Annotated in this window: 23 protein-coding genes; 20 read left to right on the top strand and 3 right to left on the bottom strand. The window is 44.6% G+C overall.

What is annotated here, in order from left to right; all coding sequences use genetic code 11:
• The 14 genes from ACEYV4_RS04890 to ACEYV4_RS04825 form a co-directional block, all read left to right on the top strand.
• On the top strand, positions 1-768 hold a 768-nt coding region (locus tag ACEYV4_RS04890), incomplete at its 5' end, for a DUF72 domain-containing protein (RefSeq protein ID WP_373842288.1).
• Positions 769-860: 92 nt separating this feature from the next.
• Positions 861-2,888 (top strand): methionine--tRNA ligase, encoded by a 2,028-nt coding sequence (metG, locus tag ACEYV4_RS04885; protein WP_373842287.1) that lies wholly within the window; start codon positions 861-863, stop codon positions 2,886-2,888.
• Between the two features lie 2 nt (positions 2,889-2,890).
• Entirely contained in the window at positions 2,891-3,697 is an 807-nt protein-coding gene (locus tag ACEYV4_RS04880; protein ID WP_373842286.1) for a TatD family hydrolase, read from the top strand.
• Entirely contained in the window at positions 3,694-4,260 is a 567-nt protein-coding gene (gene rnmV / locus ACEYV4_RS04875; protein ID WP_373842285.1) for a ribonuclease M5, read from the top strand. Before ACEYV4_RS04880 ends, rnmV begins: the two co-directional genes overlap by 4 nt.
• Complete coding sequence (rsmA, locus tag ACEYV4_RS04870) at positions 4,257-5,150, top strand: 16S rRNA (adenine(1518)-N(6)/adenine(1519)-N(6))-dimethyltransferase RsmA (RefSeq protein WP_373842284.1); 894 nt, start codon at positions 4,257-4,259, stop codon at positions 5,148-5,150. Before rnmV ends, rsmA begins: the two co-directional genes overlap by 4 nt.
• Positions 5,151-5,289: 139 nt before the next feature.
• Positions 5,290-6,141 (top strand): 4-(cytidine 5'-diphospho)-2-C-methyl-D-erythritol kinase, encoded by an 852-nt coding sequence (ispE, locus tag ACEYV4_RS04865; protein WP_373842283.1) that lies wholly within the window; start codon positions 5,290-5,292, stop codon positions 6,139-6,141.
• A gap of 131 nt (positions 6,142-6,272) precedes the next feature.
• Positions 6,273-7,181, top strand: coding sequence for a metal ABC transporter solute-binding protein, Zn/Mn family (locus ACEYV4_RS04860; protein ID WP_373842282.1), 909 nt, complete (start codon positions 6,273-6,275; stop codon positions 7,179-7,181).
• A gap of 2 nt (positions 7,182-7,183) precedes the next feature.
• Positions 7,184-7,858, top strand: coding sequence for a metal ABC transporter ATP-binding protein (locus ACEYV4_RS04855; RefSeq protein WP_373842281.1), 675 nt, complete (start codon positions 7,184-7,186; stop codon positions 7,856-7,858).
• Entirely contained in the window at positions 7,858-8,658 is an 801-nt protein-coding gene (locus tag ACEYV4_RS04850; RefSeq protein WP_373842280.1) for a metal ABC transporter permease, read from the top strand. Before ACEYV4_RS04855 ends, ACEYV4_RS04850 begins: the two co-directional genes overlap by 1 nt.
• Before the next feature lie 110 nt (positions 8,659-8,768).
• Positions 8,769-9,599: a pur operon repressor gene (gene purR, locus ACEYV4_RS04845; RefSeq protein WP_373842279.1), complete on the top strand. Its 831-nt coding sequence runs from the start codon at positions 8,769-8,771 to the stop codon at positions 9,597-9,599.
• Between the two features lie 15 nt (positions 9,600-9,614).
• Positions 9,615-10,982, top strand: coding sequence for a bifunctional UDP-N-acetylglucosamine diphosphorylase/glucosamine-1-phosphate N-acetyltransferase GlmU (gene glmU, locus ACEYV4_RS04840; protein WP_373842278.1), 1,368 nt, complete (start codon positions 9,615-9,617; stop codon positions 10,980-10,982).
• A gap of 95 nt (positions 10,983-11,077) precedes the next feature.
• A complete protein-coding gene (locus ACEYV4_RS04835) occupies positions 11,078-12,061 on the top strand; it encodes a ribose-phosphate diphosphokinase (protein ID WP_373842277.1) in 984 nt (327 codons plus the stop codon).
• Positions 12,062-12,179: 118 nt separating this feature from the next.
• Complete coding sequence (locus ACEYV4_RS04830) at positions 12,180-12,923, top strand: hypothetical protein (RefSeq protein WP_373842276.1); 744 nt, start codon at positions 12,180-12,182, stop codon at positions 12,921-12,923.
• 85 nt (positions 12,924-13,008) lie between these two features.
• Entirely contained in the window at positions 13,009-13,905 is an 897-nt protein-coding gene (locus tag ACEYV4_RS04825; protein WP_373842275.1) for a linear amide C-N hydrolase, read from the top strand.
• 67 nt (positions 13,906-13,972) lie between these two features.
• Here ACEYV4_RS04825 and yidA read toward each other — a convergent pair whose 3' ends face one another.
• The 3 genes from yidA to ACEYV4_RS04810 are packed head-to-tail and all read right to left on the bottom strand — an operon-like array spanning position 13,973 to position 16,993.
• Positions 13,973-14,794 carry a sugar-phosphatase gene (gene yidA, locus ACEYV4_RS04820; RefSeq protein ID WP_373842274.1) on the bottom strand — a complete coding sequence of 274 codons (822 nt, stop codon included), beginning with the start codon at positions 14,792-14,794 and terminating at the stop codon, positions 13,973-13,975.
• Complete coding sequence (locus ACEYV4_RS04815; RefSeq protein WP_373842273.1) at positions 14,794-16,161, bottom strand: HD domain-containing protein; 1,368 nt, start codon at positions 16,159-16,161, stop codon at positions 14,794-14,796. Before ACEYV4_RS04815 ends, yidA begins: the two co-directional genes overlap by 1 nt.
• A 7-nt stretch (positions 16,162-16,168) precedes the next feature.
• Positions 16,169-16,993: a biotin/lipoate A/B protein ligase family protein gene (locus tag ACEYV4_RS04810; protein WP_373842272.1), complete on the bottom strand. Its 825-nt coding sequence runs from the start codon at positions 16,991-16,993 to the stop codon at positions 16,169-16,171.
• Positions 16,994-17,069: 76 nt separating this feature from the next.
• Between ACEYV4_RS04810 and ACEYV4_RS04805 the strand changes: the two genes are divergently transcribed.
• From ACEYV4_RS04805 to ACEYV4_RS04780, 6 genes are all read left to right on the top strand, one after another.
• Positions 17,070-17,507 (top strand): DUF1934 domain-containing protein, encoded by a 438-nt coding sequence (locus ACEYV4_RS04805; RefSeq protein WP_373842271.1) that lies wholly within the window; start codon positions 17,070-17,072, stop codon positions 17,505-17,507.
• A gap of 45 nt (positions 17,508-17,552) precedes the next feature.
• The gene (rpoE, locus tag ACEYV4_RS04800; RefSeq protein WP_373842270.1) at positions 17,553-18,104 is read left to right on the top strand and encodes a DNA-directed RNA polymerase subunit delta; all 552 of its coding nucleotides are present in this window, start codon (positions 17,553-17,555) and stop codon (positions 18,102-18,104) included.
• Between the two features lie 175 nt (positions 18,105-18,279).
• A complete protein-coding gene (locus ACEYV4_RS04795) occupies positions 18,280-19,896 on the top strand; it encodes a CTP synthase (protein ID WP_373842269.1) in 1,617 nt (538 codons plus the stop codon).
• Between the two features lie 291 nt (positions 19,897-20,187).
• Positions 20,188-21,468, top strand: a complete 1,281-nt coding sequence (locus ACEYV4_RS04790; RefSeq protein WP_373842268.1) for a UDP-N-acetylglucosamine 1-carboxyvinyltransferase — start codon at positions 20,188-20,190, stop codon at positions 21,466-21,468.
• 94 nt (positions 21,469-21,562) lie between these two features.
• Positions 21,563-21,808 (top strand): type B 50S ribosomal protein L31, encoded by a 246-nt coding sequence (locus tag ACEYV4_RS04785; RefSeq protein ID WP_373842267.1) that lies wholly within the window; start codon positions 21,563-21,565, stop codon positions 21,806-21,808.
• Between the two features lie 108 nt (positions 21,809-21,916).
• Positions 21,917-23,209, top strand: coding sequence for a PTS sugar transporter subunit IIC (locus ACEYV4_RS04780; RefSeq protein ID WP_373842266.1), 1,293 nt, complete (start codon positions 21,917-21,919; stop codon positions 23,207-23,209).
• Positions 23,210-23,214 lie beyond the last annotated feature (5 nt).

The raw sequence follows: 23,214 nt of genomic DNA, 5'->3' as shown, positions 1-23,214 counted from the left end.
GAATATGCTCAACACTTACCGACAGTTGAGATCGACACCTTTTTCTATGCTTTGCCGCAAGAAGCAACTATCCAAAAGTGGTTGGGTGAAGTTTCACCAAGTTTTCAATTTATCGTGAAGGCTCATCGCGGGATGACTCTTCACGAGCGTGGTCAGGAGAAGGGCGCCCTGGCCCAACTCTTTAAGCGTTATAAAAATGTCATTGCTCCCTTGGTGGCAGCTGGTCAGTTAAAGACAATTCTTTTTCAATTTCCGCCTTACTTTGCTGCTTCGACTGAGGATATTGAATATCTCCGCCTGGTACGGACCTGGATGGGGAAGCTGCCGGTGGCAATTGAACTGCGTAATCAGACCTGGTACCGTCCTGGTACGGTAAAGTCCCTGGTGGCCTTTTGTCATGACCTGCATTTTACCTTGGTGGCGGCGGATGAGCCCCATGGTATTATTGCCTCGGTGCCATTTTACCTGGTGACTACCAACCCAGGCCTGGTGTTATTGCGGTTACATGGTCGGAATACTAGCGGTTGGGTGAACCAGGATAAAAGTTGGCGAAAGACCCGGACACTGTACAGGTATTCCACCGCAGAGCTTGAACAGTTTAAAAAACAAATTACGACCCTGACGCCGCAACCACGTGAATTATGTGTGATCTTTAATAATAACTCTGCTAAGGATGCTGCGCCCAATGCCCTGCAGTTGCAAAAAATGTTAGGCATTCATTTTACTGGCTTAGCGCCGCATTCTCCAGAGCAGTTGAACCTCTTTTAATGAATTAGGGTTCAACGTTCAGATACTAAAGTAATATGCTATACTGAATAGTAAATCAAATCTTAGAGAATTATTAGAAAGAGGGGCCTCATATGGCAACTAACAAACCTACTTATTACATTACTACACCAATTTACTATCCATCTGGTAAGCTTCATATTGGTAATTCCTACACGACAATTGCGTGTGATGCCGAAGCTCGTTATCGTCGGCTGAACGGCTACGATGTTTTCTTCCTGACCGGGACCGATGAACACGGCCTGAAGATCGAAGAAAAGGCCGAGCAGCTTCATATGCAGCCACAGGCCTATGTTGATAAAATGGCGGCTGGGATTAAGAAACTGTGGAAGATGCTAAAGATCACGAATGATAAGTTTATCCGGACAACAGATGACTATCATGAAAAGGCTGTCCAGAAGATCTTTCAAAAGTTTGTTGACCAGGGTGACATCTACAAGGGCCAGTATGTTGGCTGGTATTCTGTGGATGATGAAGAGTACTTTACCGAAAGTCAATTAGCTGAGGTTTACCGTGATGACAACGGTAAGGTGATCGGTGGGAAGGCCCCATCTGGTCATGAAGTACAGCTGGTAAAGGAAGATTCTTACTTCTTCAAGATGTCCAAGTACGCCGACTGGTTGATGAATTATTACAAGGAACATTCAGACTTTATCGAACCGCATTCCCGGATGAACGAAATGGTCAAAAACTTTTTAAAGCCGGGGCTGGAAGACTTAGCCGTTACCCGAACCTCCTTTAACTGGGGAGTAAAGGTACCGAATGATCCCAAGCACGTTATTTATGTTTGGATCGATGCCCTGTCCAACTATATTACCGCTTTGGGTTATGGTAGTGACGACGATCGTCTCTTTAAGAAGTACTGGCCTGCCGATGTTCACATGGTCGGAAAGGAAATTGTCCGTTTCCACACTATTTACTGGCCAATCATGCTGCATGCCCTTGGCCTGCCGCTTCCTAAGCACGTTATTGGCCACGGCTGGTTGACAATGAAGGATGGCAAGATGTCTAAGTCCAAGGGAAACGTTGTTTATCCTGAGACATTGGTTAATCGGTATGGCCTCGATGCTACCCGTTACTACTTATTACGGGCAGTTCCATTTGGCAACGATGGGGTCTTCAGTCCTGAAGACTTTGTCGACAAGGTTAACTTTGATCTTGCCAATGATCTGGGTAACCTCTTGAACCGGACCGTTGCCATGATTAATAAGTATCAGGATGGCAAGTTAGTTGCTACTAATGATGCCACGACTGCCTTCGATGCTGATCTGGAGAAGACTGCTGCGGACGTGGTCACTGAGTATAAGCAAGAAATGGATGCCACCCACTTTGCTGACGCCTTAGCAACCGTTTGGAAGTTGGTCAGCCGGGCTAACAAGTACATCGATGAGACCGAACCATGGGTACTGGCAAAGGATGATAGTAAAAAAGTAGTATTATCTGATGTAATGACCCACCTAGCTAAGAGTTTACGGATGCTGGCAGCATTACTACAACCGGTAATGCCAGATGCACCTAAGGAAATTATTCGTCAATTGGGACTAACAGGAACTGATCTGACGTTGACGAACTTGCAATTTAATGACTTCCCGGCTACGGCGCAAGTGGTTGCTAAGGGAACACCAATCTTCCCACGACTAGACGTTAAGAAGGAAGTTGCATTTATTAAGAGCAAGATGAGTGCTAACCAAAAGCAGAAGGGACGAAAAGCAATGGAAGAGGCTAAGAAACAAGCTCAAGCCAAAGTAAAGAAAGAGGAAAACGCTGGTAAAAAGCAGATCCGGATTAATGTCTTTGACAAGGTTGAGCTGCGAGTTGCCAAGATTACGGCGGCTGATCACGTTAAGGGTGCTGATAAGCTACTGAAGTTTCAAATGGATGATGGCACTCCTGAAGGTCGACAAATTCTGTCTGGTATTGCTCAATGGTATCCAGACCCGTCCGTTTTGGTTGGCAAGAATGTTTTAATTGTCGCTAACCTGAAGCCCCGCAAGATGCGTGGTGAAATCAGTCAGGGCATGATGCTTTCGGCTGAAAAGGATGGCAATGTTAAAGTCGTAATTGCACCGGATGATTTGCAACCTGGCATGAGTGTCGAATAATCGTGGTACAGCAACACGCCTGGCGACAGGTTTATGATTCACACACGCACCTCAACGATACGCCATTTTTTGATGATGTTCCGGCCTTTATCGCCCGGGCTAATCATTATGGGGTGACGGCGATGAACATTGTTGGTTCCAATCGTTTGCTCAATGATCGGGCAGTCGAATTGGGCCATCGTTTTTCGAATCTTCATCCGGTAATCGGTTGGCACCCGGAAGACCTGGCCACCTTTAATGCCATTGAGGAAGAGCACCTGTTAGCTCAATTGAAAGATCCATTGGTGGTTGGCATCGGCGAAATTGGCCTGGATTACTATAATGATGAGCATTCACCGCATGACCAACAGTGGTCTTTGTTTGAGAAACAATTGGCCTGGGCAAAGACTCGTCACCTGCCAGTTTCAATTCACTGTCGGGATGCCTTTGCTGATGCTTATGCTATTTTGAAAAATGCCCACGTTGCCGAATTTGGCGGGGTGATGCATAGCTTTAACGGCTCACCGGAATGGGCGCAGAAATTCATGGACTTAGGAATGCTGATTTCCTTCAGCGGCGTTGTCAGTTTCAAGAATGCGACTGCGGTTCATGCGGCAGCCCAAATGGTCCCGCTAACTAAGATGATGGTTGAAACTGATGCACCATACTTAACCCCGCAGCCATTTCGGGGGAAACAAAACGAGCCGGCTTTTAGTAAGTTTGTCGTGGATGCTATCGCCAAATTAAGAGGAGTCGCTGCCGAACGGGTAGCTTACTATACTTATCACAACGCAGCCCAGTTATTCTTAAAGAAGGACGGGACAAGATGACTAAGATCAAAGAAGTGATCGTCGTTGAAGGCAAGGACGACACTAAGCAGATTCATAAAGCGGTGGATGCCGATACTTACGAAACAAATGGTTCGGCCCTTTCAAACGGGGACTTGGAGCGCTTGAAAAAGCTTCAGCAGACGCGTGGCCTCATCATTTTTACCGATCCAGACTTCAATGGTGAACGGTTACGGAAGATGATCAGTGCCGCTGTCCCGGGAGTCAAACATGCTTTTATCCGTCGTGATCAAGGGGTGCCGACCGAGGCTCATGGCAGTCTTGGTGTTGAACATGCTGATCCAGCGGTGATTAAAGTCGCCCTAGCCCATCTTTACACGCAGGAAGAACGACCATCCGTTACTTTTACTATTCAAAGCCTGCAAGCAGCTGGCCTTACCGGTAATCCTCATGCTCGCAGTCGACGAGAACGACTTGGTCAGCTTTTGGGTATCGGTTACGGAAACGGTAAACAGTTAGCTCACCGGTTAAATATGTTTAGGATTAGTCCAACCCAGTTTACACAGGCAATGAGCCAAATTAAGCAGGAGGAAAATAGGCAATGAGTCAGTCACCTGAAATTGGTAGTCGCACTCGTACCCGGGCAATTATGGAAAAGTATGGGGTGCGGACCAAGAAAAGTTTTGGTCAGAATTTCTTAACGGATCTCAATGTTCTAAATAAGATTGTGGAAGCGGCGGCCATTACTAAGAACGATAATGTGATCGAAATTGGCCCCGGGATCGGTGCCTTAACTGAACAATTGGCCCAAGCGGCAGGGGAAGTTCTGGCCCTTGAGATTGATTCCGACTTGATTCCAGTACTGAAGGCGGTACTTTCACCTTATAATAATGTCACGGTGCTTAACCAGGACGTTCTCAAGGCTAACCTGCCCGAACTGATTAAGAAGTATTTCACTGATCCGCAGCGGCCGTTGAAAGTAGTTGCTAATTTGCCATATTACATCACCAGCCCCATCCTAATGGGCTTGCTAGCCAGTCCCATTAAGTGGTCGGCTATCTGTGTCATGATGCAAAAAGAAGTTGCCCAGCGGTTGGCCGCCAAACCGGGAACCAAACAATATGGTGCTTTAACGCTGGCAATTGAGTATCAGATGGATGTTCAAGTTGCGTTTAATGTTTCCCGACGGGTTTTCGTGCCTTCGCCAAATGTGGACTCCGCAATTGTCGTCTTAACTCCCCGTCGTCACCCGTTACCGGTTCAACCATTTGATAAACAAAAATTGATGGGTTTTATCCGGGGGTGCTTTGGTCATCGGCGGAAGAGCCTTTGGAATAACCTGCAAAGTGTCGTTGGTAAGGATAAGGAGACGAAAGCCAGGCTGACAACTGCCCTTGAGCAGGTCCAGATTGCGCGTCAGATTCGTCCCGAACGACTGACTTTGGAACAGTTTATTGAACTGGCTAACGCTCTTCATGGCCTTGGTGTGCTCTAATAATGTTTTAAGGATCCATCTCCGTTTGAACAGGAGATGGATCTTTTTGTATAGGGATCGATAAGCTAAAACTTGCCAGTATACCAATCCCATTAGTATAATCAACATAAGATATTTTACGGGAAGGATTGTGGTACGAATGCTCGTTACGGAAAAAGCTCCCGCCAAGTTGAACCTGAGTTTGGATACTCCCATGCGTTATTTTGACGGTTCACCACGCTGGGACATGGTGATGGCTTCTGCCGATTTAGCAGATTATGTTACCGTTGAGACTCATTTGCACCCAAGCACGATCAAGGTTTACACGGATAGTGGCTTTTTGCCAAATGACCAGCGCAATCTTGCCTATCAGGCAGCACACATTTTACACAGTCGTTTTCATCAGCGTGAAGGGGTCACGATTCATATCAGAAAACACATTCCGGTAGCGGCTGGACTGGGTGGCGGCTCATCGGATGCGGCGGCGGTATTGCGGGCGCTCAACCAAATCTGGAGACTGGACCTGAGCATGAAAGAACTAGCTACATTAGCCTTGACGATCGATTCTGATGTTCCTTATTGTATTTATGGCCAATTAGCGCATGTAACCGGTCATGGTGAAAAAATTGAATTATTACCAACTCCTCCCCATGATTGGGTGGTAATTGCTAAACAACAGACTAGTGTTTCGACGCCACAAATTTTGCGTCAAATTAATTACGAGACGCTTCACCATCTTGATAATCATCAATTGATTGCTAGTCTTAAGGCTGGCGATTGGGCACGGGCTGTTAGGTATATGGGTAATGTCTTAGAGCCAATTACCATGCGAACTCACCCGGAAATTCGCCAACTCAAAACTAAGATGGCAAAGCTAGGCGCCGATGTCGCACAAATGAGCGGTACGGGGCCAACCGTTTTTGCAATTTGTCATACCGAATCGCGAGCTCGACGAATTCAAAATAGTATCTGTGGCTTTTGCCGTGATGTTCACGTGGTAACGCTGCTATAGTTTAACTCGGACGTATTTAAATGGTCCGGGTTTTTAAATTGTGGCTTGTGTAAAGAATTAATCTTCGGTAAGATAGTTTATGTTATAAATAGTAATCATTACGATTTAAAAAGAAAGAGATGGTTCACTGAATGAGCAAGTACCAAAGAGGAGTTGTCATTCTTATCACTGCCTTAATAGTGATTTTCGGCTTTTCATTAATTCCATGGAGAAGCATGGGGCAAGAGCAGAAGCCCATTCGGGTGATTACTAGTCTAAATTTTTATGGTGAAGTGGCTAAAGATGTTGCCGGAAGATATGGTCAGGTTGATTCCTTAATCAATAGTGCTTCGGTCGATCCACACGATTACCAACCGGGAACCAAACAAGCACAAAAAATGGAACAGGCGAACGTAGTGATTCAGAATGGTCTTGGTTATGATCATTGGTTAACCGAGCTGGCTAATTCAACCAGTGATCATCGTTACATTACCATTGATGTTGGTCGCCAAGTGGCTGGTAAACATGCTGGAGACAACGAGCACGTTTGGTACGCACCGTCAACGATGGGGAGATTAGCAACCCGGTTAGCAAATAAATATGGGCAACTTGACCCTACTCACCGTGGCTATTATCGGCAGCGGGCACGTAATTATCGGATTTCGCTGCGGAGCTTGAATCATGAAATTGCTGTCGTTAAGAAACAGGTTGGTCCCAACAAGGACGTTGCCGTCAGTGAGCCGGTTTTTGATTATGCCCTGCATGCCCTAGGTTACCATGTGATTGATCCACATTTTGAAAAGGCAATTGAAGACGGTAATGATCCATCGCCACAAGACATTAAAGATTTACAACAAGCAATTATCAAACACCATATTGCTTTCTTTGTAGAAAATAAACAGACTAATGATAAGGTAATTAGTAACCTTGTCCGCTTAGCTCGTCAGCATCATGTACCGGTATTACAGGTGACGGAATCCAAGCCCACCGGTTTAACTTACCAAGAGTGGATGTTAAAGCAATATCGGCAGCTGGCTAAAATTCAGCGAAAGGAGGAGTGAGCATGGCGATTGTTTCAGTGGAGGACCTCACCGTTGCTTATGGTAATCATCAAGTAATTAAGGACCTTAGTTTTACGATTAACGAAGGTGATTTCCTGGTGGTTGTAGGTGAAAATGGGGTTGGGAAAACAACTCTGGTGAGGGCCTTGTTAGGTTTAATCAAGCCCCGCAGTGGTGAGATCAATATTCCCACAGGGATCAGAATTGGTTATGTGCCTCAATTTCGTAATCTAGATGAGGAATATCCATTGTCAGTTCGCGACTTTGTGTCATTAAATTGTCGACCACGGTTGATTCCTTGGTTAAGCAAAAAAGAGCGGGCGCGGGTTGACCGTCTGATTCGGCTTACTGACCTTACTAGGATCGCCGACCGACCATTAGGCCTTGCTTCCGGTGGGGAAAAGCAACGAGCTTACTTGGCACAAGCACTCCTTCAGGATCCGCAGTTGTTGATTCTTGATGAGTCAACCGCTAGCCTAGATAATGAAATGAAATATGAGTTGTTGGATCTCGTGACTCGCTTCCAACAGAACGGCCTCTCCGTGATGTTTATTACTCATGACTGGGACCTAGCCCGTAATTACGGGACTCGTTTCCTTTATATGAAGCCGAATGGTTATGAGGAAGGCTCAATTGATGAATTGCCACAAAATGGTGATCAGGAGGAAGAAAAATAATGCTAACCTTAGCTTTTATGCGTCATGCCTTTATCGCTAGTACCTTTATTGCTGTGGTCAGTGGGGTGATTGGTGTTTTTGTTGTAGCTCGACAGTTACCCTTTTTAACCCACACCTTGTCTGAAATTGGTTTTGCCGGAGCCTCCTTTGCAGTTTTTGCCGGTTGGCCAGCCCTTGATGGAATGATTCTCTTTACGATGCTTAGTTCTGTCTTAGTAGGTCAAATGAGTGTTAGGGAGTCACGACGGGAAGCGGTTATCAGTGCCGTCTCGGCCCTCTTTATCGGCTTGGGAATTTTATTCCTATCATTGAGCAGTCAAACCGCTAGTTCGGCTACTAGCATTCTTTTTGGCAGTGTTGTTGGTATTAGTGAGGGCGAAGTCCAGCAGCTAATCGTTCTCTCAATTGTGGTCTTATTGATTACGTTAGCAATTTATCGGCAGTTGAAATTTACCTCCTTTGATGCCGTCGGTGCCCGAGTAGAAGGAATTAACGAAACCGTTATTTCCGTAGTTTTTCTCCTTTTGTTGGCTTTAAGTGTCAGTGTGGCTGCGCAGATTGTCGGTTCACTGCTGATCTTCATCCTTTTAACCTTGCCAGCCGCTAGCGCCAAGTATTTTACTCATGGAGTCTATAAGATGATCATTTTAGCGATCCTCTTTTCGCTGTTAGGGACTTGGTTGGGCCTTCTACTTGGTTATCTGACCAACTGGCCGGTCAGTTTCTTTATTGCTGTGATTGAGGTGCTGGTTTATGTTACTGCCTTGGTATACCAAAATTATTTTGTAGAAGCTAATTAACAGAAAGGTGAGGGCAAGATTGCCTTGGCCTTTTTATTTTTCTGCTAAACACGAACATTTTATGTTAAAATTAAGTAGTAATAATATTTTTTGAAAGGCAGAGAGAAGTAATGAAAGTACGTCGTAGTAACCGGCTGGTTGACATGACCCGTTACTTGATGGAGCATCCGCGCACTTTGGTGTCCCTCAAGTTTTTTAGCAAACGGTTTGGTTCCGCCAAGTCATCGATCAGTGAAGACCTTAGCATCGTTAAGCACACCTTTCGGACCTGGGGAGAAGGAAGCCTGAAGACCATTCCCGGAGCTAGTGGTGGTGCAATTTTAACGCCTTTTTATTCCAAGGAGAATGCTCAAAAGGCAATTGATAATCTGGTAAAGGAGATTGATGATGATAGCCGTCTCTTGCCTGGTGGCTATGTTTATCTATCGGATTTGATTGGTCGACCAGACATCTTGCGGCAAATTGGTCGGTTAATTGCCACTCAATACGTTAAGAAAGATGTCGATGTGATCATGACGGTGGAAACTAAGGGAATCCCGATTGCCCAGAGTGTTGCTATGTACATGAACAAACCATTTGTGATTGTTCGTAATAGTTCTCATATTACCGAAGGCCCAACCGTTAGTGTCAACTATGTTTCCGGTTCGGTTCAGCGGATTAAGAAAATGGAATTATCACGGCGAACTCTTTCAGCAGGGGCTAATGTAGTAGTGGTTGATGACTTCATGAAGGGCGGTGGAACCCTGAATGGAATGCATTCTTTGATTAAAGAATTTGATGCCAACCTGGTCGGGATGACCGTCTTAGCCGAGGGCAACGTGGCTAATGGCAAACGACTGGTTGACAACTGCACTGCATTGGTTAAAGTAGATGCTGAAGATGGCAAGGAAAAGTCCATCACCGCTCGTCCAGGAAACTTTATGACGACGGTATTTAACTAGAATGGAGAATTAGTAATGGCAAAACGTAACGCAATTATTTTAGCTGCTGGTAAAGGGACGCGGATGCGCTCCAAATTATATAAGGTCTTACATCAGGTTTGTGGGAAAACGATGGTTGACCACGTATTGACTCAACTGGAAAATGCTCACATCGAAAATATTATTACTGTAGTTGGCTTTGGAGCTAAGACAGTTGAAGAGAGCCTGGGCCACCGAACCCATTATGTTCTGCAAAAACGCCAATTAGGGACCGGGGATGCCGTGATGCAGGCTAAGGACCTTTTAGCAGACGTTGATGGTGAAACGATCGTCGTTAGTGGTGACACCCCACTTTTTAAGGCAACCACCTTTGAAAAATTGTTCCAATACCATGAACAACGGCACGCGGCAGCCACAATTTTAACTTCCGTTGCTCCTGATCCAACAGGCTATGGCCGAATTGTTCGAAACGATGTTGGCATTGTAGAACGGATTGTGGAACAAAAAGATGCCGACGTCAAAGAACAGGCTATTCATGAAATCAACACCGGTGTCTATTGCTTTGACAATAAGAAGCTTTTCCAGGCGCTTACCAAGATTGATAATGATAATGCCCAGGGTGAATATTACCTGACCGATGTGATTGGAATCTTGAAGCAGGCTGGTGAAATTGTGACGGCCTACAAGATGGATGATTTTGATGAATCAATGGGAGTTAATGACCGGATTGCCTTGGCAAGAGCTAATAAACTGATGCAGGCTCGCATCAACGAGCATTGGATGCGTCAGGGAGTTTCAATGATTGATCCCGCTACCACTTATATTGATGCTGATGTTCGTTTAGGCAAGGATACCGTGTTGGAAGGCAACGTTGTCATCAAGGGACATACCGTTATTGGCAATGACTGCTACATCAGTGCCGGTTCACGAATTATCGACTCAACCATTCATGATGGGGTTAAGATTACTTCTTCAACTCTCGAAAGTGCTGAAATGCATAATGGCTCTGATATTGGTCCTAATAGTCACTTGCGGCCCAATGCTGAAATCGGTGAAAACGTTCATATTGGAAACTTCTGTGAAGTTAAGAAAGCTTACATTGGAGCTAATACTAAGGTAGGTCATTTGACCTATATTGGTAACGCTACTCTAGGCAAGAACATTAATGTTGGCTGTGGAGTGGTCTTCGTTAACTATGATGGAACTAATAAACATCATACTAATGTTGGTGATCATGCCTTTATTGGCTCTAATTCCAACCTCGTTGCGCCGGTTAACATTGCTAAAGATGCCTTTATCGCGGCTGGTTCTACGATTACTGACAGTGTTAACCAATATGACATGGCAATTGCCCGTGCTCGACAGGTTAATAAGAAAGATTATGCTAAGAAGCTGCCATGGTAAGGCAAACGGGACTTGCTTTTTAAGCGGGTGCTTTATATGATAGAAAAGGATAATCACGTATCTAATGGTGCTATTTTAAAATTGCGGAGGATCTAATGACAGAGCATTATTCTGATTCTAATTTCAAAATTTTTTCCTTAAACTCTAACCGACCATTAGCAGAAAAAATTGCCGAACATATCGGGGTCAAGTTAGGAAAGCTGTCCGTTGACCGGTTCAGTGATGGTGAAATTCAAATTAATATTGAAGAGAGTGTCCGGGGAGACAACGTTTATGTTGTGCAGTCCACGTCGGCACCAGTCAACGATAATTTAATGGAACTGTTGATTATGGTTGATGCCTTGCGGCGAGCCAGCGCAAAGACCATTAATGTCGTTATGCCATATTATGGTTATGCACGCCAAGACCGGAAAGCCCGTAGCCGTGAGCCAATTACTGCTAAGCTGGTTGCCAATATGTTGCAAGATTCAGGGGTCGACCGGGTGATCGCTCTTGATCTTCACGCCGCCCAGATCCAAGGGTTCTTCGATATTCCGGTTGATCACCTCATGGGAGCACCTTTATTGGCGGAATACTTTATTAAGCAAGGTGTAACTGATGATGCCGTAGTGATTTCTCCTGATCATGGTGGAGTTACCCGTGCCCGGGCGTTAGCAGAATTTTTGAAGTCACCGATTGCCATTATTGATAAGCGTCGCCCACGGGCTAATGTTGCTCAAATTATGAACATCATTGGGAATGTGAAGGGTAAAACGTGTATTATGATTGACGATATGATCGATACGGCCGGCACGATTACCCTAGGTGCTCAGGCATTGATTGACGCAGGCGCTAAGGAAGTCTATGCTTCATGTACACACGCAGTCCTGTCTGGCCCAGCAATTGAACGGTTAGCTAAGTCTCCACTCAAAGAAGTGGTTGTAACTGATTCAATTAAATTACCGGAAGAGAAACGGATTGCCAAGATTAAGCAGGTTTCCGTAGCACCCTTAATTGCTGATGCCATTAAACGGATCAATGAGAATCGACCGGTGAGTCCATTATTCAAACAAGTTTTCCAGAGTGCGGAAATTAAATAAAGATTGGTAAGTGAGCTTTAATTTGAAGCCCACTTATTTGTTTATTGATTAATAATGGTATAATATAAGTGCATTAGAAAGTTAAAATATTCGGTTAGAGATTAGGAGGGGCTGTGTTATGAGCAGTAAATTTAAAAAGGTAGTTGTTGGGACGGCTGCCCTGACGATGTCGGTTTTGTTGGCGGCATGTGGTGGCCAACAGACCACTGCTAGTAAGTCATCGAGCAGTTCTTCATCTAAGCCACGGACTGCGGAAAATACATCGACTAAGGCTTACCGGTCTGCTAACCGGCTGATTCGTAATCATAATTATCAAGGGGCTTACGAAAAATTAAACAATGTTAATAATCGTTCTACCCAAGCTGAAAATCTGAATGCGGATCTGAAGAACTACCTGAGTGCACAAGATGCTTACAATAATGGTAATTACGACCAAGCGGCTGGTAACTTAAAGGAACTGAAGTCGACTAGTCCGGCAATGAAGGATGCTTATGCGGCATTGCAAGACAAGATTACCAGTGCTAAGAAAGGAAACTCTAATAGCGTTAGTTCAAGTATCAATTCGAGCTCTAGTCCAAGTGCTCGTGTGGTGAATAGTAGTAGTGTGACAACTAAAGGCAATACGGGTTCACAAGCTGCTAACCAAGCCGTTAGTGATGAAACGAGTAGCGATGTGGTTAACCGCTTTGCCAACAAGCTTGGCTTTGATGGCGCTAAGGGCTACGAAATTATTCCAACGGCTAAGAATGGTAATATTTACCGTTTTGAAGTTCGACGGAATAATCAGGATAATAGTGTTGCCAATATGGTTGGTATCTATCAGTACAATAGTCAAACTGGTGCCGTAACCAAGCTGCAGTAATTTAATTAATGAGTGAATAATAGGAGGCTGGGAGAAGACTTACTTTCTCACCAGCCTTTTATTTGTCTTATCAGGGGGGATCATAATGTGTACGGTAGTTACGTTTGATCATCAACAGCTTTTAGGAAGGACAATGGATTTTCCACCGCGGACTCCTTGGCACCTGACTTATCTTCCCCAGGGTTATGCTTGGCGTGCGGCAGGGATGACGGTGACTAACCATAATCATTATGCCATGGTAGGGGGAATGCGGGTGATTGATCATCATTACCTGGTTGGCGATGCTTTTAATGCGGCCGGCTTAGCTTGTGCTGAACTATTCTTTCCCGTTGCCGCTACTTATCCCACCGCGGTGCGTCCGGGGACTCAGGGCTTAACTCCTCAAGATTTCGTGATGTGGGTTGTTGGTCAGCACCACTCGGTTCAGGAAGTTGCTAATGATTTAGCCAATGTCACGGTCATCGATGCCCTTTGGTATGATCAACGGCGTTATCCATTTCACTGGTTACTGATGGATCAGACTGGGACCTATGTAATTGAGCCACTTGGTGATCTCCTTCGAGTGCGACCTAACCCATTGGCGGTTTTTACTAATACTCCGGCCTTGAATGACCAATTAGGGCGCTTGGCTCGTTTCTTACATTTGCCTGAAACTGCCTCAGCTTCTGAATTACAGCGGGCCCTGGCCACTACACCATTTTCCGCACCCCGTGGTGGTAACTCTGTGCAACGCTTTATTCAGGGTTCATTGTGGCGTTGGCAACATCCAACGGCTAATGCGACTAGCCTCTACCACTTTTTAACAACGGTTACGGTTCCCCATGTTCCTGAACATGCCCATAATTATACCCATTATCAGGCGGTAATTAATTTGCGAGCTCAGCAGTATGATTTTCACGACCTTCATAGTGGGCAGGTCATCAGTCAACGATTGCCGGAGCTAATTCACCGGTTTCCACAAAGTAGTTATCGTTTTAAATAGGGGCCTTGTTTCAGAATAGCAAAAAGGCTAACGAGAAATTACAATTTTCTCGTTAGCCTTTTTGTAGTTAATTGAGAGCATATTTATTAACAGCTTCAGCCACCCCATCGTGATTATTATCGGCAACGGTGATGTCAGCTACCTTTAGCGTAGCGGGAACGGAATTGCCCATCGCCACTCCGGTCCCGGCAAACTCGAGCATTGAATTGTCATTTTGAGCATTTCCGAGGGCCATGACCTCTTCCGGCTTAATATGTAGCTTTTGGCAAAGGCGGTCTAACGTTTGTCCTTTACTAGCGTTCTTATGCATAAATTCCAGGTAGAAATCTTCACTACGAACAATTGAGAAGCGCTTTTTAAAGTCGGCTGGTAAGTTGGCAAGAGCATGGTCAATTTTGCCTTTAGTATCAACCATCATTGCCTTGGCAATTACGTAGTTGCCTTGTTCACGAGCCATCTGATCCATTGACCGGTAACGGACATTCATGGAAACTAATTCTGATTCGTAGATTGTGTAATAGCTGAGGTTTTGATTGGTAGTATAAATATAATCCCGAGTCTCAATCTGGGAATGAACACCGGTCTTGAGACAATAGTTGACCCAATCAGCATAATCAGCGAAGCTAAGGGTGTAACTAACTAGCACGTGACCGCTGGTCGATTGAGCGAGAGCACCATTGAAACTGATAACGTATTCTTGATCTTGATTGTTTAGCCCTAATTGTTCTAGGTAGGCTTCAACACCGGTCATTGGTCGGCCAGTACAGAGAACAACCTTAATTCCAGCAGCTTGTGCTTGTTTGAGGGCCGCAACAGTTTTGGGAGTAATTTGTCGTTGATCATTAATCAGAGTGCCATCGATGTCGACAGCGATAAGTTTGATTGCCATTATTTGTCCTCCTCGGGATTGATAATATGATTATTCTTGATGTAGCTTTGAAATTTCTCATAGATGGGTTCAAAGACTTCAATATTTTGGTGTTTCGTTAGCATTTCTTTAGGGAAAAAGAAGCGTTGATCACCGGCTTCCCGACCGGAAACGCTGGCGACTAGGGTACTGACCCTTGATAGTTCGATAAGGTCACCATTGGGTTGCAAGAGTTCGATTTGCGTCTGCGGCTTGGAAGCTTTGGGATTATACGTATCATACGGCAGTTTGAAGCTGTCGTTGACGGCGGTGTAATAGCGCTTATCAAAACCAGCGGTCTGGATTAGATCCCGTAATTTTGGTAATAAATTGACTGTTTGTTGATTATAAACTGCTGACTTGAAGGGCCGCCGGTTGAGAAAACGGTTGGCAAGGTCATTCAAAATGTCGTCGTGAGAGTGGGTCCAGTGATTAAAGTAAGTTGTTAAGACTCCATCGTCTAAGGCCAGGTAATCATCAAGGGTGAAATGCTTATTAAAAAAGGGCATTAGCATATGAGGAGTAAATTCAGGTTCGAATTCATTGGGATGTTCGTAAATATGTTTGGCTCGCATTAAGAGGTGGTCGAGGATCACTTCCATTGCCCGGGAAACCGGGTGAAAGTAAACCTGGAGGTACATTTGCAAACGGCTGATGATGTAATCTTCGACGGCATGCATTCCTGAGATTTCAAAAGCAATGCCATTATGGACCGGCCGCATCACGTGGAGAACTCGGTCGAGGTCGAATTTACCATAGTTGGTTCCAGTATAGTAGGAATCACGTTGCAAGTAGTCCATGCGGTCAGCATCAACCTGGCTAGAAATCATTTGGACAACCTGCTGGTTTGGGTAGGTATGGTCAATTACCCCAGCTACCCTTTTAGGAAAATCGGGAGCAACCCGGCGCAAGATCTTGTTAATGTTGGTTTCCGGGTCAGTAATGATTTGCCGGGTAATCTGCTCATGGTTAGTATGGAAGATGTGCTCAAAAGTGTGAGAATAAGGGCCGTGACCAAGATCATGCAAGAGAGCCGCGCACAAAGCTACCGGTCGTTCGCGGTCATCCCATAAACCATCACCGGGATGCCTACTTGGGTAATTACGTTGAAAATTATTGCACATCTGCCGAGTAATTTCGTAAACGCCAAGGCAATGGCCAAAGCGGGAATGTTCAGCCCCATGAAAAGTAAATGATGAGGTTCCTAGCTGTTTAATTCGTCGTAGCCGTTGAAATTCGGGGGTATTGATCAGGTCCATAATGATCTGGTTGTCAACGATAATTTGGCCATGGATTGGATCACGAAAAACCTTTTCACGTGGCAGCTTTTCTTCATTAAAATCTTCCAACGCTTCTTCATTCCTCCTTATGCAAACGTTCTTGGAGCTTTTCCATCGTCCCTAGTTCTTCATTAGCCAGGTGAATGAAAGGAGTTGACCAGGTAAGCTGTTGGAAATCTTCCTGACCGTGATCGGCAAAAACGTTTAACAGGCGTTGCTTAGTTTCCTCAATACTTAGTGGCTTATCGAGTAATTCTTCTAGAGTTACCATTGAAGTTGGCCAGATATCAGGGAAGTGCCACTTATTATCAGCCTCTTGAAGACCCCGAGTATAGAAGTCACGAATGAGTTCGCCCCGGGTCATCTGATCGCCATTGACACTTAAATAAAGCATGACAACCACTCCGTCAGCATTACGTCGTTGAGAGATCCCACCGATTTTTTGCTTGTTAACACTCAGATCGAAAGTACCGGGGCAATAGGAATGGGTGATTTCACCCGTGTTGATCTTTAGCTCAGGGAAGGCCCGGCTAACGACAAATTCCATTCGCTGATAGGCTTCGTCAATATTAAGCTGGTGATCTTCTAAGTGCCAAGGGAAAAAGAGGGAAAAATTAAGGACGCCGGAATCGCTGACGACCGCTAATCCGCCGGAGTTACGCATGAAGTAGTGATAACCTCGGTCAGTTAAAAGACGCAGTGCCCAATCTAAGTACGGCAGACGCTGGTCTTTAAGCCCGAGAATAACCGTATCTTGCAAGGACCAAAAATGAAGTAGGGGGACTGCCATCTCTTTACTAGAGCGCAACAATGCGTTGGTATAGGCGAAAGAGGCCAAGTTGTTAACCGGCTCTAATGGTTGATCAAAGTATTCGACGTGTTGTTCATAAAATTTCTTCATTTTTTGGACTTCTTTTCTTTGGATATTGTACATCTCTAATTGTATTATAGATAAGGCTAGAAATGAACTATCTACGATGGGGGGAATTATTATTAAAAAACGGATACCTGTAAAAGTACACTTAAAAACGACCATGACCCAAGACGGTCAACAGGAACAGTTTCATTTCGAAGAAAACGGTGAATTTGTTGAATTAAATGATAAACACTACTTACGCTATTTGGAACATCAGCATGGCCAGGCAACCCCGGTCCAATTTCGACTGGATGAAGAAGAAGTTCACCTTCACCGTCAGGGTGCAACAGAGACTCGCCTGGTATTTAACCAAACACAGCCGACAATGACCCGTTACCGGACCGCGTACGGGACCATGAACCTGCAGGTGATTACTAGTCAACTGGATCGCCATCTGGATTTCTTTGCACCAATGGGGAAACTAGTGATAGCTTATCAATTACGTGCCGGCAGTCAACTGATTGGTAGTTATCAATTAGAATTGCAATTTAGCGCTTGATATTGTATGATGTAGTTTAGACTTTTTGAAGGGATGTGCACCAATTTGGATTTAAAGGTTTTTGACGGCCAAGACAAATCAGAACTTTCAATGATTGAAGTCGCACACGCTATTTTAGCCGATCATGGGGAAGCAATGGCGTTTGTTGACTTGACCAATGAGATTCAACAGTACTTGGGTAAAAGTGATGAGGAAATTCGTGAACGGCTTGCCCAGTTTTACACTGATTTGAACATCGACGGCAGTTTTATTTCCCTTGGTGACAATACCTGGGGCCTGCGGGCATGGTACCCATATGAATCTATCGATGAAGCCACGGTTGGTGAAAACGAAGATGAAGAGGACCGGCCAAAGAAGAAGCGTCGTAAGGTTAACGCCTTCTTGGCAGACTCCAACGATGATGATGACGTCATTGACTATGATAACGACGATCCAGAGGACGACGATAATGATAGCGATGACGATAACAACAATGATGACGACGATTATGATGAGGACAATGCCGACTTTGATGACGACAACGATTTAGACGATGGCATCGAAGGTCAACTTTCCGAATTGCATAATGATGACGATGATGATGACGACGATGAATAAATTCGGGCAGACGGCTTGACTATTGAAGCCCGAACTTGTATTATCTTTCTTGGGCGCCTGTAAAAGCAGGCCAATAAGTTTGTAGATAATGAAGCTCCCTGTTTCAAGTGAAATGGGGAGCTTCTTTATTTATTATTGTTACCCGGCAAATAATTTAGAAGGAGTAGAAAGTGCAATGACGAAATACATTTTTGTAACTGGTGGGGTTGTTTCATCACTAGGAAAGGGGATTGTTGCTGCATCCCTGGGTCGCCTATTAAAAAATCGTGGCCTGAAAGTGGCCATTCAAAAATTTGACCCTTACATTAACGTTGATCCCGGAACGATGAGTCCATATCAGCACGGGGAAGTTTTCGTTACTGATGATGGTACGGAAACTGATTTGGACCTAGGCCACTATGAACGATTCATTGACAACGACCTGAACAAGTATTCAAACGTCACCACGGGGAAGATCTACTCCGAAGTATTACGTAAAGAACGGCGTGGGGACTACCTCGGCCGGACTGTTCAGGTAATTCCTCACATTACGAATGCCATTAAGGATAAGATTAAACGGGCCGGCGAGAGTAAGGACGCCGAAGTGGTGATTACTGAAATCGGTGGAACTGTCGGTGACATCGAATCTCAACCATTTATGGAGGCTATTCGTCAGATGAAGAAGGATGCTGGTAGCAATAATGTCCTTTACATCCACACGACTTTGGTCCCATACCTGCGAGCTGCGGGTGAGATGAAAACTAAGCCAACCCAGCATTCCGTTCGTGAACTGCGGGGCTTAGGAATTCAGCCGAACATTCTGGTGGTCCGGACAGAAAAGCCAATCACCGAGGAGATGCGACAGAAGATTTCCCTCTTCTGTGATGTTGATCCTAAAGCGGTGATTGAGTCGTTAGACGTTAATACCCTTTACGAAATTCCGTTGAACCTTCAAAAACAAGGAATGGACCAATTAGTAGTTGACCACTTTGGCCTGGATGCCCCAACTGCTGATATGCGTGATTGGACAAAGATGGTTGATCATATTGAAAACGACTTAAATAAGACGGTTAAAATTGCCATGGTTGGTAAGTATACCGACCTGCAAGATGCTTATATTTCCGTGAATGAAGCCTTACGACATGCTGGCTATCCGGTTGATGCCAAAGTTAAAATTGACCACTTCAACGCTGAACATATCACTGAAGATAACGTTGCTGATACATTGAAGGGGTATGATGGTATCCTCGTTCCTGGTGGTTTCGGCAGTCGGGGCATTGAAGGAATGATTACCGCTATTAAATATGCCCGTGAAAACGATGTGCCATACTTGGGAATTTGTTTAGGGATGCAGACCGCCTGCATCGAATTCGCCCGAGACGTGTTGGGCTACAAGGATGCTAATTCAACTGAGTTTGACCCGAACACCAAGCATAACATCATTGACCTGATGGCTGACCAGGAAGATATTAAAAATATGGGAGGAACCCAACGACTTGGAGCTTACCCGTGCAAGCTGAAGCCAGGAACAGTTGCCACGGCTGCTTATGATAATAAGCCATTAATCAGTGAACGGCACCGGCACCGTTACGAATTCAACAACCAGTACCGTCAAGAAATGGAAGATCACGGGATGGTTGTTTCTGGAATCAATCCGGACCGTCACTTGGTTGAAGTAATCGAACTACCAGACAAGAAGTTCTTTGTGGCTACGCAGTATCACCCAGAATTCAAGTCACGGCCAAACCATCCTGAAGGGCTCTTCAAAGCCTTTATTAAAGCTGCCCTTGATAATAAAGAAGCACAAAATTAGTTCTAAACTAGTTCTATTAAGGTGAAGCACCAATCGTTGAATGACGGTTGGTGTTTTGCATTCCCCGGGAAATCATTTATCCTTGGCTGAATAAAAAAGCCATTCGCTGAAAAGCAAGAATGTGAATCTGGCTTGTAAATTTTTTAAGATTATTTAGAAAAGGTTGTAATTTAGTAAATATTTCATTATCATTACAGTTGACTGTTTTTATAAAGAAAATGCTCACAAACAGTTTAAAAAAACTAAAATTAATGATATTAAATTAAATCTTTTAAGCGAGGAAACGTAAAAATGAAACGTATGATCATTCAAGGAGGAAACCGACTTTCGGGTGAAGTTACCATCGGCGGTGCAAAGAATAGTACCGTTGCCTTAATTCCAGCAGCAATTTTGGCTGACACGCCAGTACAATTTGATACCGTGCCAGATATCTTGGATGTTCACAATTTGATGATTATTTTGAAATCGATGAATGTCAAGTCCAAGTTTAGCCATGGCGTTTTAGACATTGACCCAACTCAAATTGTGGAAGCGGAATTACCGAGTAAGGCAATTAAAAGTTTGCGAGCTTCCTATTATTTCATGGGGGCATTGTTAGGCCGTTTTCACCGAGCAACTTTAACTTTTCCCGGTGGGGATAACATTGGTCCACGACCAATCGACCAACACCTTAAGGCTTTTAAAGCCATGGGTGCTGAGGTCAGTGAGAATCAAGGGACGGTTCATCTAGATGCAACGAAGAACGGTCTTCATGGTGCGCGGGTTTTCCTTGATATGGTATCTGTTGGCGCCACTATCAACGCAGTTTTAGCTGCGGTTCGGGCTAAGGGGACGACCGTCATTGAAAATGCGGCACGTGAACCTGAAATTATTGATTTAGCAACCTTCCTAAATAATATGGGTGCTAAGGTACGGGGTGCTGGGACCGGTACTATTCGGATTACCGGCGTGGACACCTTACAGTCAATGAACACCCACACCATCATTGCTGACCGGATCGAAACGGGGACTTATTTATCATTAGCAGCGGCACTTGGTGATGGTATCATGATTCATAATGTGATTCCGGAGCACCTTGAATCGTTCACCAGTAAGATGATTGAGATGGGTGTGGACTTGCAGATCGATAGTGATAAGATTTTTGTGCCTAAGACAAGTCATTTGAAGGGCGTTAAAATTAAAACAATGCCTTTCCCTGGCTTTGCAACTGATTTGCAGCAGCCACTGACGCCATTATTATCAATGGCTGACGGGGATAGTACAATTATTGATACGATCTATCCTAAGCGCACGAAACATGTTCCCGAGTTGCAAAAGATGGGGATGAACATTGAAGCTCACGATGGTACTATTATTGTTAAGCATACTGATCATTTACATGGTGCAAATGTTAAAGCAGGTGAGATTCGTGCTGGTGCTGCATTGACGATTGCCGGACTAATGGCTGATGGGACGACAGTAATTAATAATGCTGACAATATTCTGCGTGGTTACGATCGAATCGTCTGGAAGCTGAACCGGTTAGGTGCTAACGTGGCGATTGAGAATGATTCGTCGGTAAAAATTGATTAAGTTAGTTGCGTGGATGATCAATTCGTGGTATCCTGTTAGGGTTGATTATCTATGTTTCAGGCAATGATTCATGGCAAAAGGAGCGTATTAAGTTATGAAAAAAGGAATTCATCCAGATTATCATCCAGTAGTATTTGAAGATGCTTCTACTGGTTACAAGTTTCTTTCTGGCTCAACCGCAACTTCTAAGGAAACGGTTAAGTGGGAAGACGGCAACGAATATCCGCTGATTCGGGTTGAAGTTACTTCTGATTCGCACCCATTCTACACTGGTAAGCAGAAGTTTACTCAGGCCGATGGTGCGGTTGACAAATTTAACAAGAAGTACGGCCTTAAGTAATGCCGTCTGGCTTGTTTCAAAAGCGTCCTGTATTTATTGCAGGACGCTTTTTTGTGTAAATAAGCGATATTCAAGGGTACAATTAATGAAACTTAAGGCGGTGGTAATTTGATACAAACAAGATTAATTGATGGACTGGTTTGGCTCAATCGTCGTTCGTTTATTTGGGCAGTCCGTCAGACACTGATTGCCATTTTTCCATTGGCATTAGTAGGCTCGTTGGCCTGTTTAGTAGAAAAAAGCTTACTTAACGTCAACGGTTTCTTTTATAATATTTTGATTGTCGGCAATTGGCTACCGCAGGCGTGGCAGCGACCACTTCAATTTGCCTTTACCAGCATAGTTCAGGTAATTTTTTCATTAATCGGGTTAGTTGCCTGTTATTTTAGTGCCGTTAATACTGCCCGGTGGTACCGACGAGATTCTTCGTCGGCAGGATTGACAGCAGTTATTACTTTATTATTAATTGCTTATCGTTATGGCAAAACACCACAAATGCCGCTTAACTTTCGAATAGGATTGCTTGGTGGGAAAAACCTTTTATTTGGCTTGCTGATTGGCTATGGAGTAGGGCAACTTTATCGTTGGCTTGAAACAACACAAATCGGTCAAGGAGCACGGGCCCGTTCGTTTGCTAGTCTGCGGCCGTTAGTAGTAGCAATTATTTGTGGGGCTATAATTGCCATGGTGATAAACTCCGGGACTTTTTATCGGGTTTACGCGAGGAGTTATGCCAACTTGGTGACCGCTAGCCAAGGACCACAGAATGTTGGTATCAGCCTCTTGCTTTCGCTAGGAGTAGCTCTGATGGATTGGCTTGGCTTGGGAATGCCAACCAGTTATGGCGTTCCGCTCAATACACCAGCTTATGCCGCAAATCTGAATTATGCCTTGGCACATGGTTCTTCCTGGAACGTTCCTTATAAATTCTTAGGGAGTACCCTTTATAATTCATTTGCTAACTTTGGTGGTGATGGCTTGGTGTTGGCCTTAATTGTTGCCATCTTACTGTTTCCAGGGAATACTGGGACCCATCGTGTTGCTCGCTGGTCGGCCCTCCCGACGATTTTTAACTTTGACTATGGTTCCCTGGTGGGCCTACCAATTATTTTAAATCCGGTTTTTCTTCTACCATTCATGCTTTTACCGGTAATCAATATGAGTTTGGCAGCTGGAATGATTGCCTTGCACTTGTTGCCATCAACGCCCTATCCGGTCCTGCTTGGTACCCCGGGACCACTTTTAGGGTTCATTGCCACTAATGGTAATTGGTCGACCCTACTCTTTACGATTGTCCTTTTGTTGATAGACATCTTGGCCTATATTCCCTTTGTTCGACTTAGTTTTTTAATAGAAGCTAAGTCAACCCTAAAAATAGGAGAGGGTGATCATCATGCCTAAAAACA

This window comes from Limosilactobacillus sp. (assembly GCF_041859915.1).
GTDB lineage: Bacteria > Bacillota > Bacilli > Lactobacillales > Lactobacillaceae > Limosilactobacillus.
Note: the sequence above shows the minus strand (reverse complement) of the source record. Positions and strands in the feature narration are given on the sequence as shown.

Excerpts from the sequence above, each read along its gene's own strand:
- ACEYV4_RS04790 (WP_373842268.1), top strand. The coding sequence starts at position 20,188 with ATGAAACGTATGATCATTCAAGGAGGAAACCGACTTTCGGGTGAAGTT.
- ACEYV4_RS04795 (WP_373842269.1), top strand. The coding sequence starts at position 18,280 with ATGACGAAATACATTTTTGTAACTGGTGGGGTTGTTTCATCACTAGGA.
- ACEYV4_RS04825 (WP_373842275.1), top strand. The coding sequence starts at position 13,009 with ATGTGTACGGTAGTTACGTTTGATCATCAACAGCTTTTAGGAAGGACA.
- yidA (WP_373842274.1), bottom strand. The coding sequence starts at position 14,794 with ATGGCAATCAAACTTATCGCTGTCGACATCGATGGCACTCTGATTAAT.
- metG (WP_373842287.1), top strand. The coding sequence starts at position 861 with ATGGCAACTAACAAACCTACTTATTACATTACTACACCAATTTACTAT.
- ACEYV4_RS04785 (WP_373842267.1), top strand. The coding sequence starts at position 21,563 with ATGAAAAAAGGAATTCATCCAGATTATCATCCAGTAGTATTTGAAGAT.
- ACEYV4_RS04850 (WP_373842280.1), top strand. The coding sequence starts at position 7,858 with ATGCTAACCTTAGCTTTTATGCGTCATGCCTTTATCGCTAGTACCTTT.
- ispE (WP_373842283.1), top strand. The coding sequence starts at position 5,290 with ATGCTCGTTACGGAAAAAGCTCCCGCCAAGTTGAACCTGAGTTTGGAT.
- ACEYV4_RS04830 (WP_373842276.1), top strand. The coding sequence starts at position 12,180 with ATGAGCAGTAAATTTAAAAAGGTAGTTGTTGGGACGGCTGCCCTGACG.
- ACEYV4_RS04855 (WP_373842281.1), top strand. The coding sequence starts at position 7,184 with ATGGCGATTGTTTCAGTGGAGGACCTCACCGTTGCTTATGGTAATCAT.
- ACEYV4_RS04805 (WP_373842271.1), top strand. The coding sequence starts at position 17,070 with ATGGGGGGAATTATTATTAAAAAACGGATACCTGTAAAAGTACACTTA.
- ACEYV4_RS04860 (WP_373842282.1), top strand. The coding sequence starts at position 6,273 with ATGAGCAAGTACCAAAGAGGAGTTGTCATTCTTATCACTGCCTTAATA.
- rsmA (WP_373842284.1), top strand. The coding sequence starts at position 4,257 with ATGAGTCAGTCACCTGAAATTGGTAGTCGCACTCGTACCCGGGCAATT.
- purR (WP_373842279.1), top strand. The coding sequence starts at position 8,769 with ATGAAAGTACGTCGTAGTAACCGGCTGGTTGACATGACCCGTTACTTG.
- glmU (WP_373842278.1), top strand. The coding sequence starts at position 9,615 with ATGGCAAAACGTAACGCAATTATTTTAGCTGCTGGTAAAGGGACGCGG.
- ACEYV4_RS04810 (WP_373842272.1), bottom strand. The coding sequence starts at position 16,993 with ATGAAGAAATTTTATGAACAACACGTCGAATACTTTGATCAACCATTA.
- rnmV (WP_373842285.1), top strand. The coding sequence starts at position 3,694 with ATGACTAAGATCAAAGAAGTGATCGTCGTTGAAGGCAAGGACGACACT.
- ACEYV4_RS04835 (WP_373842277.1), top strand. The coding sequence starts at position 11,078 with ATGACAGAGCATTATTCTGATTCTAATTTCAAAATTTTTTCCTTAAAC.